The sequence below is a fragment of the Streptomyces sp. NPDC019890 genome (genome assembly GCF_044903445.1).
Classification (GTDB): domain Bacteria; phylum Actinomycetota; class Actinomycetes; order Streptomycetales; family Streptomycetaceae; genus Streptomyces.
On sequence record NZ_JBJDQK010000002.1, the window covers coordinates 400464 to 414470 of the forward strand.

Consider the following 14007-nt stretch of genomic DNA (forward strand, 5'->3'; position numbering starts at 1 on the left):
GGGGCGCCCGCCTCTTTCCACCCCCACAGGGGCCCGCCCCACCCCCTCCCCCCCCCCCCGCTTCCCTATGTCTGCTTGAAGTGGAGCTAAGGAGAATTGAACTCCTGACCTCCTGCATGCCATGCAGGCGCTCTACCAACTGAGCTATAGCCCCTTGCGATGTGCCGCCTTGCCGGCCTTCCAGCTGGGGGTTTCCTGTGTGAAGGTTCCCCCCCGCGGCGACGTCAGCAAGAGTACACGCTCCCCCCGGTGCTTCACCAAATCGTTTCCGGCCTGTACGAACTGGTCCGGTAATGTCCCGTTTCGTGACCATGATCGCGCGGCCCGGAGCCCAACGTTCCGCCTTCGCCGCCGCAGCAGTCTGTCTGCTCTCCTTCACGGCCTTCTGGCTGGCGCAGCGGGCCGCCGACGTCTCGATGATCGACCTGATGGTGTACCGGGCGGCGGGCGCGACCGTACGCGCCGGGGCGGACCTCTATGCGATGCGCACCACCGAGGCAAACCTCCCGTCGACCTACCCGCCGTTCGCCGCACTGCTGTTCACGCCGCTCACGCTGCTCGGCGTTCCCGAGATGCGCACCCTGGCGACCGCCGCGAACCTGCTGCTTCTGGTGGCCCTCGTCAACCTCTCTCTGCGGCTGACCCACCCGCGCGCGGACCGGCCCACGGCGACCCTCTGGGTGGCGGCGGCGGCCGTGTGGTGCGAGCCGGTGTGGGCCACGGTGCGGTACGGCCAGATCAATCTGCTGATCGCGGTTGCCGTGCTGTGGGACTTCACCCGCCGCGAAGGGCACCGGTGGGCGGGCGCGGGCATCGGGTTCGCCGCCGCCGTGAAGCTCACTCCCGCGCTCTTCGCGCTGCTCGCGCTGATCGCAGGGCTGGTACTGGTACGCGCCCGGCGCGGGGGCCCGAACCCATGGCTGCGGCGGGCGACGACCGCGACCACGGTCTTTCTCGGCGCGACCCTCGCGTCCGCCGTCGCCCTTCCGTACGACTCCCAGCGCTTCTGGACCGGCATGGTCTTCGCGGCCGACCGCGTCGGCCGCGCCGAGGACACCGCCAACCAGTCGCTGCGCGGTGTGCTCGCCCGGGCGCTGCACACCCCCGATCCGGAGCCGTTGTGGGCCGTGACGGCCGCTCTCGTCGCTTTGGCGGGGCTCGGGGTGGGCGTGGAGTGCGCGCTGCGCGGCGATCGCGCCAGCGCGATCGTGGCCGGTGCGGCGACGGCGCTGCTGATCAGTCCGATCTCCTGGTGTCACCACTGGGTGTGGTGCGTGCCCATGGTGCTCCTGGTGGCGGCACTCGGCAGGACGGGGTGGGCCGCAGCGGCGGGGCTGGTGTTCTTTTCGTACGCCCTGTGGTGGGTGCCCCACGGCCAAGGGCGACTCGAACTCGCCCAGAACGGAAGCCAGATGGTCCTTTCCGCTCTCTATCCGCTCACGGCCGCGACCATTCTGGTCATGCTGTGGCGAACGAATAGAACCGTTTCAGCGTGCAGTGCTCATCCAGCAGCCGCCCGTAGATCGGCTCCCCCTCGAGTTCCCGGTAGGTCTCGATGGGGTCGCCTTTTATGATCAGCGCCCGCGCGCACTCCTCGCACCAGTACTGGTACTCCGGATTGATCGGGTCCATGTCCCGGACGATGGGCGTACCACTGCCGCACCAGTCGCATTTCCGCCTGTGTGCACCCATCATTCAGCTCCAGCTGTGGCCGCAGGCCGTGCACACGTAAGAAACTCCACCATGGTCGCCGAGGACTTGGGCGACATGCCCCGATCCGCAGGACGGGCAGCTGAGACGAGCACGTTCCTCCGCCGTGGCAAGCAGGTCATCGGCCTCCTCGCTGTTCCTGGCGGACATCGTGCTCTCCCTCCCGTACTGGCCGGTGTCCCCTCCGGCCGTCCGATTCTGCCATGACCACGCAAGAGGGTCATTGGCGTTTGCGTACGAGACCGGCCACCGCACCCAAGATCGATGCCGCCGCCAGCGCGAGGGCGCACACCCACAGGGCATCCGCGGACCCTTGCGCCCCGGGTACTGTCTGCCGATTCAGGAAAAGTGTGCCGAATGCGGCGACGCCGATCAGCTGGCCGAGCTGCGTGACCGTCACCAACAGACCACTGGCGTCCGCCGCGTCCTGCTGCCGTACGGTGGCGAGCGCGCCCGTGAGCGTGGGGCTGTAAGCGAGCGCCAGACCGGCGCCGACGCCCATGAAGGCGGCATACAGCCACAGTCCGCCGTCCCCGCCGTCCCGCAGCACCGCGCCGACCGCGACACACGCGAGCGCGGTGAGCACGAAACCGCCCGGGACCAGGGCCTTTTGGAGAACTGCGGGCCAGCGCCGCCAGGTCAGACCCACCGCTCCGAAGATCAGCGCGGTGGGCGCGAACGTCAGCCCCGCGCGGAGCGCACTGTGGCCGAGACCACCCTGGACATGCAGGGTCAGAGTGAAGAGGAAGCCGGCGTTCACCGCCATCACGAGTGTGATTCGCAGCACCGCACGGCCCATGCCCGGGATGCGCAGCACGCGCGGGGTGATCAGCGGTGCGCCGCCACGTCCTGCAAGCCGCGACTCGTACGCCAGGAAGAGACCGAAAAGGACCGCGGAGGCCGCGAGCGAGAGCCAGGACCAGGGCGGCCAGTCCTGCTCCTGCCCGAGCACCACCGGCACCGTGAAGAGCGATACGACCGCGGCGAGCAGCACCAGGCCGGGCAGATCGAGGCCGCGGGCGCGCTCGGGCTCGTCGCGCCGGTCCTTGGGCAGCGCCCGCGCGCCGAGCACCAGCAGTAGGAGGCCGATGGGGACGTTCACCAGGAAGACCGGCCGCCAGCTCGCGCCGAAGAGGTCGGCGCTGACCAGAACACCGCCCACGACCTGCCCGGCGGCGGCTCCGGTGGCCAGGACCGCGGAGTACGCGCCGAGCGCCCGCACCCGTCCCTCGCCGGTGAAGTTCCGCTGGATCAGGCTGAGCACCTGGGGGATCATCAGGGCAGCACCCGCGCCCTGGACAAGCCGGAAGACGATCAACTGGCCGGTGCCCGCGGCGAGTCCGCAGGCGAGCGAGGCGGCGGTGAAGAGCAACAGCCCGCCCAGGTAGGCCCGTCGGTGCCCGAGCAGATCGCCGAGCCTGGCGCCGGTGATCAGCAGGACGGCGTACGAGATGGTGTACCCGGCGATGACCAGCTGCAACCCCGCGCCGGACGCGTCGAGTTCGGTCCGGATGGTGGGGGCCGCGACATTGACGATGAAGGTGTCGAGGAGCGCCATGAACTGCGCGGCAAGCACGATCGCGAGCAGCAGCCGTGGCCGGTTGTCAGTGGCTGGGTGTCTACTGAACCGTGGAGTTTGTACCGGGGTCGTCGTCATGGCAGAGAGCCTGACGGCGTTCCGGTACGGGTAACGAGAGCCCGCTGATGCTGGTACTGACAGCACCTGGCAACGGCCGGCGCCGACCTCGACCATGGGGGATGTGACCACGATGACGGCGACGACGACGAACACCACGGGCGCGGCGCACCATCGCCGCAGACCCGAGCTGGCCGCGTTTCTGCGCAGCCGCCGGGCGCGGGTGACGCCCGCCGACGTGGGCATGCCGCCGGGCCTGAGACGACGTACGCCGGGCCTGCGCCGCGAGGAGGTTGCCCAGCTCTCGGGCGTCGGCGTCACCTGGTACACCTGGCTGGAACAGGGCCGCCCGATCAACGCCTCGGCCCAGGTCCTGGACGCCGTGGCGCGTACACTCCGCCTCGACCAGCCGGAGCGCGAGCATCTCTACCACCTGGCGGAGGTGCCGTACGCCCCGCACCCGCAGAAGGCGGCGGAGAGCGTCAGCCCGGAGATCCAGGGCATCATCGACGCCCTCGACCCGCGTCCCGCCGTGGTCTACAACGCGCGGTACGACGTGCTCGCGACCAACCCCGCCTACCGCGATCTGTTTGCGCTCAACCGCGCAGAGCCGTTCGGCATACGCAACGTGCTGTGGACGCTCTTCACGCTGCCCGAGCCTGCCTGCCCGGTGGTTTTCCGCGACTCGGAGCTGCCGCTGATGGTGGCGCAGCTGCGTGGTGCGTACGGCCGGCATGTGGGCGAGCCCGCCTGGGAGTCGTTCGTCCACCGGCTCTCGGCCGCCAGCGACTGGTTTGCCGAGCTGTGGGAGAGCGGGAACGTCCTGCCGCCGGGTCCGCGCGTGAAGACGTTCCGGCACGAGCAGACAGGCGAGGTGCGGATGACCTCCGTATCGCTGTCGATCAACGGAATGCCGGAGTGCCGGATCGTCGCCTACACACCGAACGACGAGGAGAGCCTGCGACGGATAGAGCTGCTGCGGGAACTGCGCGACTGATGCGGGAACTGCGCGACGGCGCGACTGGGCGACCGGGCGACCGGGAAGCAGAAAATCCCGCCCGGTCGAACGAATCGACCGAGCGGGATCTCGACTGTGGAGCTAAGGAGAATTGAACTCCTGACCTCCTGCATGCCATGCAGGCGCTCTACCAACTGAGCTATAGCCCCGCGTGTTCTTCGCGCTCCGCGCTGCGAACAAGAAGAACTTTAGCCTGCGACCTGCCGGAAAGTGAAATCCGGGGGTGGGGTGCCGACGGCCGGGCCCGGGTGGGGTCAGTCGTCGTCGCCGAGGACCGGTTCCGGGAGGGTGCCGGCGTTGTGCTCGAGCAGTCGCCAGCCGCGCGCGCCCTCGCCGAGCACCGACCAGCAGCAGTTGGAGAGGCCGCCGAGACTCTCCCAGTGATGAGCCTCCAGGCCGAGCAGCCGACCGATGGTGGTCCGGATTGTGCCGCCGTGGCTGACCACGACGAGCGTGCCGTCGTCGGGCAGTTTCTCCGCGTGGTGCAGCACCACGGGAGCGGCCCGGTCGGCAACCTCGGTCTCCAGCTCGCCACCACCGCGGCGCACGGGCTCGCCGCGCTTCCAGGCGGCGTACTGCTCGCCGTACTGCGCGACGATCTCGTCGTGAGTCAGGCCCTGCCAGGCACCCGCGTATGTCTCGCGCAGGGCGGCGTCATAGGAGATGTCGAGTCCGGTGATCCCGGCAAGTTCTCCGGCCGTGGCCGCCGCCCGTTTCAGGTCGGAGGCGACGATCGCGTCGGGCCGCAGGGAGGCGAGCAGCCGGGCCGCCCGGCGCGCCTGGGCGACCCCGCTCTCGGTCAGCGTGATGTCCGTGGACCCCTGGAAGCGGCGCTCCAGGTTCCACGCGGTCTGGCCGTGCCGCCACAGAACGACACGGCGACCCCGCTCTCGCTTGCTGCTCCTGTCGCGGCCGTTCAGCTCAGCTCACCGTCCGGTCCGCCGGCGAGCCGGGCGTGCTCCTCGGCCTTGCCGCGGGTCTTGCGGGCGTCCTCGGGGAGAGGCAGCTCCGGGCAGTCCTTCCACAGCCGCTCCAGGGCGTAGAAGACGCGCTCTTCGCTGTGCTGGACGTGCACGACGATGTCGACGTAGTCGAGCAGGATCCAGCGGGCGTCGCGGTCGCCCTCGCGGCGCACCGGCTTGGCGCCGAGCTCCTTGTTCAGCCGCTCCTCGATCTCGTCGACGATCGACTTGACCTGGCGGTCGTTGGGCGCGGAGGCGAGCAGAAAAGCGTCGGTGATCGACAGCACATCGCTGACGTCGTAGGCGATGATGTCGTGCGCGAGCCGGTCGGCAGCCGCCTGAGCGGCGGTGTTGACGAGCTCGATGGAGCGGTCCGTGGCGGTCACAAGCAGGCTTTCGTCGGCGGTCAGGTACCCCTCAAGGGTCTCACGGACCACCGACAGCCCATGCCGGGATTGTTCGACCTTGACGGCAAGCCTTCATCACGAGCCGGGTCGCCCGCCTTGATCAGTCCTCGACAGCCCCTCGATCGCTCGCCGGTCGATCTCCGATCGCGGTCGCCCGTCGCCGGTCGATCACTCGTCCTGGCCGGTCGGCCTGTAGTCCTTGCCGAGCACCACGGAGACATCCGCGTTGGCGGCCGCGGCGCCCTTCTTGACCGCACTCGCCGGCAGGCCCAGGGTCTTGGCGACCTCCACCGCCTTCGCCTTCTGTGCCTCGTTCCCGTACGTGACCTTCGAGGTCGACTCGGTGTCTGCCTTGCCGCCGTCGAGGACCGCGTAGCCGCCGTTGACCAGGGCGATCCGGGCCTTCTCGGTGAAGCCGGCGTTCCCGGTGGCGTTCTTGATCCCCACGCGCACGGCCGCGCCCTTGTCCGGTGCGGTGACCTCGCCGCCCAGGATGTCCTTGACGACGCTGTCGGCGGCCTGCGCGGTGAGCGTGCCGTCCTGCTGGACGGGCAGCAGCGCCGTCTTGTAGTCGCCGCCCTTGGCGTGCTCGGCGAGCTTGGCGAGCGCGGCGCCCAGGTCGCTCTCGCGCAGCGACGGGTCGAGGATCTGCGCCAGCGTCTCCACCGTGACGGTCGCCGACTTGGGGTCGTCGGGGAACTTCTTCAGGACGGCCTGCATGACCTGGCCGAAGCGCTGCAGCTGCTTTGCCTCGGCCTCGCCGGGCCCGAGGTAGGTGGCGTACGCGACGGCTGCGCGCCCGTTCAGCGTCTGGTTCTCGCCCTTCTTCACCAGCGGCGCCTCGCCTTTCTTCGCGCCGGGCACCTCGGTGTCGGTGGTCAGGTCGATGGTGCCGACCAGCTCGACGAGGTTCTCCAGGTACGGGGTGTCGAGCCGCCAAGTGCCGGTGATCCTGGCGCCCAAGAGGGTGCCGATCGCCTCGCGCGTGCCCGTCGATCCGTCGTCGTCGACCGACTTGCCGAGCGTGGTGGCGGTGCCGTCGTCGTTGGCAACGGAGAGGGAGTTGGGGAGCAGGACGGTGGTGCCCTGCTTGGTGGTGGCGTTGTTGACGAGAAGGGCGGTCGAAGTGCCCTTCTTCTTGGTGTTGTGCAGATGCACCACGATCACGTCCCGCTTCTGCGGTCCCGTCGCGGTGTTGCTCTTCTTCTCCGTGTCAGAGATCACGGGCAGCTTGCCCGCGTACCAGAGGTAGCCGACGCCGCCGACGACGGCGAGCGCCAGCACGACCACGAGCGCGACGAAGCGATTGCGGCCGCGGCGCTTGGCCTCCTCGCGCCGCTCGGAACGGCTCTCGGTGAACTTCAGCCAGTCGATGACATCTTCGGAGTCCTCGTCCGGCTCTTCGATGAAGGAGAACTGCTCGGTGCCGTATTCACGTTCGGCCTCGGGTCGGCGCTGCCCGGGCACGGCGGCCTGCCCCTGGTCGGGCCCGGGTGCCCGCACGGGCGGCTCGGCCGGAGCCTGCTGCTGTGGTTGCCGCAGTTGTTGCTGCTGCGGGATGTTCCACTGCTGGGTGGTGTCGAGGACCGCGGGCTGCTGACCGGTGTCGTAGCCGTATCCGTATCCCTGCTGTCCCTGGCCGTGCTGTCCTTGGCCCTGCTGGGGGTACTGGGCGTACGGGTCGTACTGCTGGGCCTGGTCGGTCCCCGGCGGCTGCTGGGCATACGGGTCGTAGCCGTAGCCCTGGTCTGGTCCCTGCGGTTGCTGAGGGCGCTGTTGCTGAGGGTGCTGCTGTTGCTGCTGCGCGTAGGGGTCGTACTGCTGGGGCTGCTGATAGACCGGCTGCCCGTACTCGTCGTAGCCGATGATCTGCGGCTGCTGGTAGTACGGGTCGTATGGATTCTGCTGGTCGTTCAACGGTGCCCCTCTCCGTGGCTCACTCGCCGCGGTACAACTGGCGCTTGTCGATGTAGCGCACCACACCGTCCGGAACCAGGTACCAGACCGGATCGCCTTCGGCGACCCTCGCCCGGCAGTCGGTCGACGAGATCGCCAGCGCTGGAACCTCCACCAGGGAAACCCCACCCTCGGGCAGCCCATCGTCCGTCAGGTCGTGACCCGGCCGGGTCACACCGATGAAGTGGGCGAGCGAGAACAGCTCTTCGGCGTCGCGCCAGCCCAGGATCTGGGAGAGAGCGTCGGCTCCGGTGATGAAGAAAAGATCCGCGTTCTTGTTGAGCGAGTGCAAGTCCCGCAGCGTGTCTATCGTGTACGTCGGCCCGCCGCGGTCGATGTCGATGCGGCTCACCGAGAACTGCGGGTTGGACGCCGTGGCGATGACCGTCATCAGATAGCGGTCCTCGGCCGGAGAAACCGCCTTGTGGCTCTTCTGCCACGGCTGCCCGGTCGGTACGAACACCACCTCGTCGAGGTGGAACAGGGCGGCCACCTCACTGGCGGCCACCAGGTGTCCATGGTGGATCGGGTCGAACGTCCCGCCCATCACGCCGATTCGGCGCTTGCCGGAACCGGGACCGGTAGGCACTTTCTGCTCTCCCATGCGTGCAGAGCCTACTGGCACGACGGCTCGGCCCGGGCTCAGCGGTCGCGATTGAAGCGGGTGGTGATCCACAGAAGCAGCAGGAGTGTGAAGAGTGCGCCGCCACCGGTGAGGTAGGGGCTGAGGCTTTCGTGGTTGCCACCGTGCTCGCCGCCTTCGGCGAGAGTGACCAGGTTGGCGGCGGTGCTGGCGAGGCTCATCTTCAGCAGTACCTATCGATCGGGAGTCGGAGCTCGGGACGGGTTCAGGCGACTATCCGACGGAGCGGAGAGACTTCGCGCACATCGTATGCGGGCCGCCCGGGCACGCTCACGCCGACTCAGTCGTTGTCACGGTCGTCGGCGCCGTCACCGCGGTAGCCGCGCAGCAGGAACCAGGCGAGCAGGGCGGCTCCGACGATCGACGCGATCAGCAGGATGCGCAGCGTATTGCCCAGTCCCTGCTGCTCGGATGCGGTGGCGAGCAGTGCGGCGGTGTCCGGCATGTCGGGTCTACTCCTCAGTTATCCACAGCCCCCGCCACACCGTAACCCCAGCACCTACGCTGGGGTCCGTCAGGGGGACGAGCCAGTACTCGCACCAAACAGGGGCATCAGGGGGCTTGAATGACAGACAGCAGTAACGAGAACGTGCCCAGCAGGCAGCGCAAGCGCTTCCAGGGCATCTCCTCACGGGCGTACGAACATCCCGCGGACCGCTCGGCGCTGGTCGCCCTGCGCAAGCTCAGCGGCTTCGACACCGTATTCAAGGCGTTGAGCGGGCTGTTGCCGGAGCGCAGCCTGCGACTGCTCTTCCTCTCCGACTCGGTGCGGGTGAGCGATGCGCAGTTCGCGCATCTGAACACCATGCTCCGGGACGCCTGCTACATCCTGGACCTGGAGAAGGTCCCCGCGATGTACGTCACGCAGGACCCGCGACCCAATGCCATGTGTATCGGCCTGGACGAGCCGATCATCGTGGTCACCACCGGTCTGGTGGAGCTGCTCGACGAGGAGGAAATGCGTGCCGTCGTCGGGCACGAGGTGGGCCATGCACTCTCCGGCCACTCCGTCTACCGCACGATACTGCTCTTCCTCACCAGCCTCGCGCTGAAGATCGCATGGATTCCGCTCGGCAGTGTCGCGATCATGGCGATCGTCACGGCGCTGCGTGAGTGGTTCCGCAAGTCGGAGCTTTCGGCGGACCGCGCCGGGCTGTTGGTCGGCCAGGACCTGCAGGCGTCGATGCGCGGCCTGATGAAGATCGCCGGTGGCAACCATCTGCACGAGATGAACGTCGACGCGTTCCTCGAGCAGGCCGAGGAGTACGAGGCGGGCGGCGATCTGCGCGACTCCGTGCTGAAGATCCTCAACGTGCTGCCGCGCTCGCACCCGTTCACCACGGTGCGGGCCGCCGAGCTGAAGAAGTGGGCTGCGAGCCGCGACTACCAGCGGATCATGGACGGCCACTACCCGCGGCGTACAGAGGACAAGGACGCCTCGGTCTCCGACTCGTTCCGCGAGTCCGCGTCGCACTATGCGGAGACGGTGCGCACGAGCAAGGACCCGTTGATGAAGCTGGTCGGCGACATAGCCGGCGGCGCGGGCGACCTGGGCGGGAAGCTGCGGGACAAGTTCACCGGCGCGGGCGCCGGCGGCTCGGGCTCCGGCGGAAGCTCCGGTGAGAGCAAGGCGAACGGCAACGGCAGCGGCCCTGCGAGCGAGAGCGGCGGGGGTCCGGGCGAGGGCTGAGGCGACGCGGGCCGGGCCAGGGACGGAGCGCGACGGCACGGCGAGCGCTCAGCCCGGGCACGACGGGCGCGGATCACCGGGTTGCGGCGAGCACACGGCGCCGGTCACGGCGACGGCTGCGCGCCCGGTGCCAGCGTGCCGCAGAGCGCCGCGGTGGGTCGGCCCGTCGCGTACGGGTCGGTTCCGGCCGGCCCGGACGCCGTCGCCCGCTCGCCGGCGAGCAGTGGGCGCAGGACGCCGGTCATGTCCGCCGAGCAGGCCTGGGGCCCGGCCTGGACGTAGCTGACCAGCACCTCCGCCCGGTGCTGGCGCAGATCGTCCCGGTCGAAGCGGAAGTGCAGCTCGCGCCGGACGGTGAACAGCGAGGCATCGCCCGCCCGCGTGCTGTTCACCCCGGTCGGCCGCAGTGCGTAGGCGAAGGTGTGGTCCGACGTCACCTCGAGGGCGTCGGGCCCCACCTCGGCGACGCGCAGCGTGCCCTGCACCCTCACCTGGGGATCGGCCAGCGCCACCTTCGCCGGGTCGTAGCGCACCAGCCATCCACTGGCGGCGTGGCGGCCGTCGGCGGCAGAGGAGGTCATGCTCCGGTCGAACTGGCCGTACTGGTCCGGGTCGAGCAGCAACCGGACCGGCCGCACCGAGGCGCCGGTGAGGACATCGGGGTCGAGTGAGGACTCCACCAGGTAGTCCTTCGCAGTGGTCAGAGCCGTCATCACCTGGCCCTCGGAGAAGCTCTTGGTGTGCCGGGCGCCGGGCAGATTGATGCCCGCGGCACCGATGCGGAAGTTCGCGGCGGGGCTGTGTGCATAGAGGTCGGCGGGAGTGCCGCCAGGGACCGGGCCCTGAGGGGCGAGCGGAATGAAGGTGATACGCAACGGTTCCGCCGGCTTGTAGGCCGGGGTCTGGTACGGATGCCGGATGCCCAGGTAGATCGCGGTGCCGAAGGCCATCGCGATCAGCAGGACTAGCACCAGGATCTGCTTGGCCCCGGTCCTGCGGCCCCAGGCGGGGAGGCTGCGCACGGCGCGGGAGTGCTCGGCCATCCGCTCCTGTGCGGAGAATTCCTGCAGCCGCGCAGCCCGTACGAACGATTCGTCGAAGACGACGGATCGGTACTCGTCCTCACCACCGCCGGGGAGCCCCTCGGGTGTCCCCTCAGGCGGGTCTCTGCGCCCAGCCATACTTTCAGGGTAGGTCCGGCGGGGCCACGGTAAACGCCGTGGTGCACGACAAACTCTGACGAGTTCTCACGCGGTCGTTCAAGAGCTCGTACAGCGGCTGGGGAGGAGCTGCTCAAGGGCTGATCAGAGGCCGTTCCAAGGAGGTCGAGAAGATCAAGAAAGGTCAGGATGTGCGCATCCAGGGGGTCAGGGGTTCACGGGCAGGGGGTCAGGGGGTGCGAGGATCGGCTGAGACCGGCGGCGCGGAGTACTCAGCGGAGGCGGAGGGCCCGCTCACCCGGTCCGTGGCCGAGCCGTTCGAGGGTGTGGCGTCGACGCCGGTCGTGGCGGGCGGCGGCACCCGGTCCTGGCGGTTGCCCGCGGCCCCTCGGTAGACGGCCGTGAAGGCGAGGGCGACCATTCCGATGCCCATCACCAGGGCGAGTATCCAGGCCACGGGCCGGTGCCAGCGGGCGCTGCCGCGGTAGGGGCGCAACGCACCGCCGTGCCTGCCGTACGGCCCGACGTACTCGTCGTCGTCAAAGTCCGTGCCGTCGTCGTACGCCCGCTCCCGGCCGTACTCACCGAGGCCGTACCCGTCGTCGTAGAGCTCTTCGTCGGGCACTCCGCCGCGGGATCTGCCCCGTGCGGCCTCGGCCTCGGCGCGGGCCTGGGCGGCAGCCAGAAGCCGCTCGACGGCGGTCGGCTCATGGAACTCGGCGGCCCGTACGAAGTCCTCGTCGAACACCACGGTGGCGAAGTCCTCGTCCGCGCCCCCGCGGTCGTCGTCGGGCTCCCAGCCGTCCGGGAACGGCCTGCCCCCCACGTCGTCCGGCACGCATTCAGAGTAGACCTGGCCGGTCGGTTTGGGCAGACAGAGTCCGAACTCCGGCTGCCCGAGTAACCCTGCCGCCAGCTACCGAGTGTGACCGTCTCCTGTCACGATGTACTTCGTCGAGGTCAGTTCCGGCAGTCCCATCGGGCCGCGTGCGTGCAGCTTCTGCGTGGAAATTCCGATCTCGGCACCGAAACCGAACTGGCCACCGTCCGTGAACCGCGTGGACGCGTTCACGGCGACCGTGGTCGAGTCCACCAACTGGGTGAACCGGCGGGCCGCCGCCTGCGAGGTGGTGACGATCGCCTCCGTGTGCCCGGAGGACCAGAGCCGGATGTGGGCGACGGCCGCGTCCAGGGACTCGACGACGGCGGCGGCGATGTCGTACGACAGGTACTCGGTCTCCCAGTCCTCCGCCGTGGCCGCCACGAGGGTGGCCTTGGTGGCGTCGGAGTACTCCAGCACCCGCTCGTCGCCGTGCACGGTGACCCCGGCGTCGGCCAGCGCGTCCAGGGCGCGCGGCAGGAATGCGGCCGCGACGTCCCGGTGGACCAGGAGCGTCTCGGCGGCGTTGCAGACGCTCGGGCGCTGCGCCTTTGAGTTGATCAGGATGTCGACGGCCATGTCGATGTCGGTCTCGGCGTCGACATACACATGGCAGTTACCGGTGCCGGTCTCGATGACCGGGACGGTGGACTCCTCGACGACCGTACGGATGAGGGAGGCGCCGCCGCGCGGGATGAGCACGTCGACCAGGCCGCGGGCGCGCATCAACTCCCGTACGGAATCGCGGCTTTCACCGGGCACGAGCTGCACCGCGTCGGCCGGCAGGCCCGAGCCGCCGACGGCATCCCGCAGGACCTTCACCAGCGCGCTGTTGGAGGAGTAGGCGGACGAGGAGCCGCGCAGCAGCACCGCGTTGCCGGACTTCAGGCAGAGGGCCGCGGCGTCCACGGTGACGTTCGGCCGGGCCTCGTAGATGATCCCGACGACGCCGAGAGGGACGCGCACCTGGCGCAGGTCGATGCCGTTGGGCAGGGTCGAGCCGCGCACCACCTCGCCGACCGGGTCGGGCAGCGCGGCCACGTGCCGCACGTCGGCGGCGATGGCCCGCACCCGCTCCGGGGTCAGGGTGAGCCGGTCGATGATCGACTCGCTGGTGCCCGCCTCCCGGGCGCGGGCGATGTCCTCGGCGTTGGCCTCGACGATCTCGCTCGTACGGACCTCGAGCGCGTCCGCGATCGCCAGCAGCGCGTCGTCCTTCGCCGACCGCGGCAGTGGCGCGAGGTCCGCGGCCGCGCCACGGGCCCGGTAGGCGGCCTGGGCGACCGGGGAGAGGTTGTCGTACGGCGAAAGCGGCGACGTCGTCATACCCGCAGGGTAGTGCCACTCCAGCGGGCGCCCCTCACGTATTCCGCACTGCGAGACAGAAGCCTCAGAAGGGATGGACGCCCACGGGGGCGGCCGGTGGCGGGCCGTACCCCTCCGCGATGCGCTGGTGGTAGGTCTGGCGGTCGATGACCTCGAGGCCGACGATCTCCCACGGCGGAAGCCTGGCGCTGGAGCGGTGCTCGCCCCACAGCCGCAGCGCGACCGCCGCGGCGTCGTGCAGGTCCCGCGCCTCCTCCCAGTAGCGGATCTCCGCGTGGTCGTTGGCATACCGGCTGGTCAGCAGGAAGGGGTGGTCGTGCGCGAGCTGTTCCAGACCACGCCGGACCTCCTTCAGCGGCGCTTCGGCTCCGGAGACGCTGAGCGTGATGTGCCACAGCTTCGACTGCACACGTTCCCTGCTGTGTGCGCCCGTCTCGGATCCGGTCTCCCGGCCCGCTTCGGCGTCGTTGACGTCGTCGAAGTCCGCGCCCGCACCGACGCTGGTCAGGGCGCGTTCCTCGCCCACGGCCCTACGGGCGTGAGGGATGCCCCCCGACCCGCGGGGCACATCCCCTGGGCGCGCTCGTCTCACCGGCGGCCTCCTGTTGCATGTGTCGTC

14 protein-coding genes, 2 tRNA genes and 1 pseudogene are annotated in these 14007 nt (G+C 69.5%); 3 read left to right on the forward strand and 14 right to left on the reverse strand.

The window, feature by feature from the left end; translation table 11 throughout:
• Nucleotides 1-81: 81 nt before the first annotated feature.
• Nucleotides 82-154 (reverse strand) — tRNA-Ala (locus ACI2LP_RS06230).
• 328 nt (nt 155-482) lie between these two features.
• On the opposite strand from ACI2LP_RS06230, the pseudogene ACI2LP_RS06235 reads away from it, so the two are divergent.
• Nucleotides 483-1232, forward strand: a pseudogene (locus ACI2LP_RS06235) (glycosyltransferase 87 family protein); the annotation flags it as partial.
• A 226-nt stretch (nt 1233-1458) separates the two neighbouring features.
• Here ACI2LP_RS06235 and ACI2LP_RS06240 read toward each other — a convergent pair.
• Together ACI2LP_RS06240 and ACI2LP_RS06245 are read right to left on the reverse strand one after the other, a co-directional pair.
• Nucleotides 1459-1692, reverse strand: coding sequence for a hypothetical protein (locus tag ACI2LP_RS06240; protein WP_040916346.1), 234 nt, complete (start codon nt 1690-1692; stop codon nt 1459-1461).
• Nucleotides 1693-1930: 238 nt separating this feature from the next.
• On the reverse strand, nt 1931-3268 hold the full coding sequence (locus tag ACI2LP_RS06245) for an MFS transporter (RefSeq protein WP_404723747.1): 1338 nt from the start codon (nt 3266-3268) through the stop codon (nt 1931-1933).
• Between the two features lie 193 nt (nt 3269-3461).
• Here ACI2LP_RS06245 and ACI2LP_RS06250 point away from each other — a divergent pair, with 193 nt between their 5' ends.
• Complete coding sequence (locus ACI2LP_RS06250; RefSeq protein WP_404723378.1) at nt 3462-4343, forward strand: helix-turn-helix transcriptional regulator; 882 nt, start codon at nt 3462-3464, stop codon at nt 4341-4343.
• A gap of 97 nt (nt 4344-4440) precedes the next feature.
• Here the strand turns inward: ACI2LP_RS06250 and ACI2LP_RS06255 are convergent.
• The 7 genes from ACI2LP_RS06255 to ACI2LP_RS06285 form a co-directional block, all read right to left on the reverse strand.
• A tRNA-Ala gene (locus tag ACI2LP_RS06255) sits at nt 4441-4513 on the reverse strand.
• Between the two features lie 105 nt (nt 4514-4618).
• Complete coding sequence (locus ACI2LP_RS06260; protein ID WP_404723748.1) at nt 4619-5284, reverse strand: histidine phosphatase family protein; 666 nt, start codon at nt 5282-5284, stop codon at nt 4619-4621.
• Entirely contained in the window at nt 5281-5712 is a 432-nt protein-coding gene (rsfS, locus tag ACI2LP_RS06265; RefSeq protein ID WP_360881029.1) for a ribosome silencing factor, read from the reverse strand. The genes ACI2LP_RS06260 and rsfS overlap by 4 nt, the downstream gene beginning before the upstream one ends.
• 189 nt (nt 5713-5901) lie before the next feature.
• On the reverse strand, nt 5902-7650 hold the full coding sequence (locus ACI2LP_RS06270; RefSeq protein WP_404723379.1) for an LCP family protein: 1749 nt from the start codon (nt 7648-7650) through the stop codon (nt 5902-5904).
• Between the two features lie 19 nt (nt 7651-7669).
• Nucleotides 7670-8293: a nicotinate-nucleotide adenylyltransferase gene (gene nadD, locus ACI2LP_RS06275; protein WP_360881020.1), complete on the reverse strand. Its 624-nt coding sequence runs from the start codon at nt 8291-8293 to the stop codon at nt 7670-7672.
• 38 nt (nt 8294-8331) lie between these two features.
• On the reverse strand, nt 8332-8493 hold the full coding sequence (locus ACI2LP_RS06280; protein WP_360881018.1) for a hypothetical protein: 162 nt from the start codon (nt 8491-8493) through the stop codon (nt 8332-8334).
• Nucleotides 8494-8612: 119 nt separating this feature from the next.
• Complete coding sequence (locus tag ACI2LP_RS06285; RefSeq protein WP_404723380.1) at nt 8613-8777, reverse strand: hypothetical protein; 165 nt, start codon at nt 8775-8777, stop codon at nt 8613-8615.
• Between the two features lie 120 nt (nt 8778-8897).
• Here ACI2LP_RS06285 and ACI2LP_RS06290 point away from each other — a divergent pair, with 120 nt between their 5' ends.
• Nucleotides 8898-10022: a M48 family metallopeptidase gene (locus tag ACI2LP_RS06290; protein WP_404723381.1), complete on the forward strand. Its 1125-nt coding sequence runs from the start codon at nt 8898-8900 to the stop codon at nt 10020-10022.
• 104 nt (nt 10023-10126) lie between these two features.
• On the opposite strand, the gene ACI2LP_RS06295 is transcribed toward ACI2LP_RS06290, so the two are convergent.
• The 4 genes from ACI2LP_RS06295 to ACI2LP_RS06310 all read right to left on the reverse strand — a co-directional run bounded on the left by ACI2LP_RS06295 (nt 10127) and on the right by ACI2LP_RS06310 (nt 13980).
• Entirely contained in the window at nt 10127-11203 is a 1077-nt protein-coding gene (locus tag ACI2LP_RS06295) for a hypothetical protein (RefSeq protein ID WP_404723382.1), read from the reverse strand.
• 208 nt (nt 11204-11411) lie between these two features.
• Nucleotides 11412-12020 (reverse strand): hypothetical protein, encoded by a 609-nt coding sequence (locus ACI2LP_RS06300; RefSeq protein WP_404723383.1) that lies wholly within the window; start codon nt 12018-12020, stop codon nt 11412-11414.
• Nucleotides 12021-12098: 78 nt separating this feature from the next.
• Nucleotides 12099-13388 (reverse strand): glutamate-5-semialdehyde dehydrogenase, encoded by a 1290-nt coding sequence (locus ACI2LP_RS06305; protein ID WP_404723384.1) that lies wholly within the window; start codon nt 13386-13388, stop codon nt 12099-12101.
• A gap of 64 nt (nt 13389-13452) precedes the next feature.
• Nucleotides 13453-13980 carry a hypothetical protein gene (locus ACI2LP_RS06310; RefSeq protein WP_404723385.1) on the reverse strand — a complete coding sequence of 176 codons (528 nt, stop codon included), beginning with the start codon at nt 13978-13980 and terminating at the stop codon, nt 13453-13455.
• Nucleotides 13981-14007: the final 27 nt, after the last annotated feature.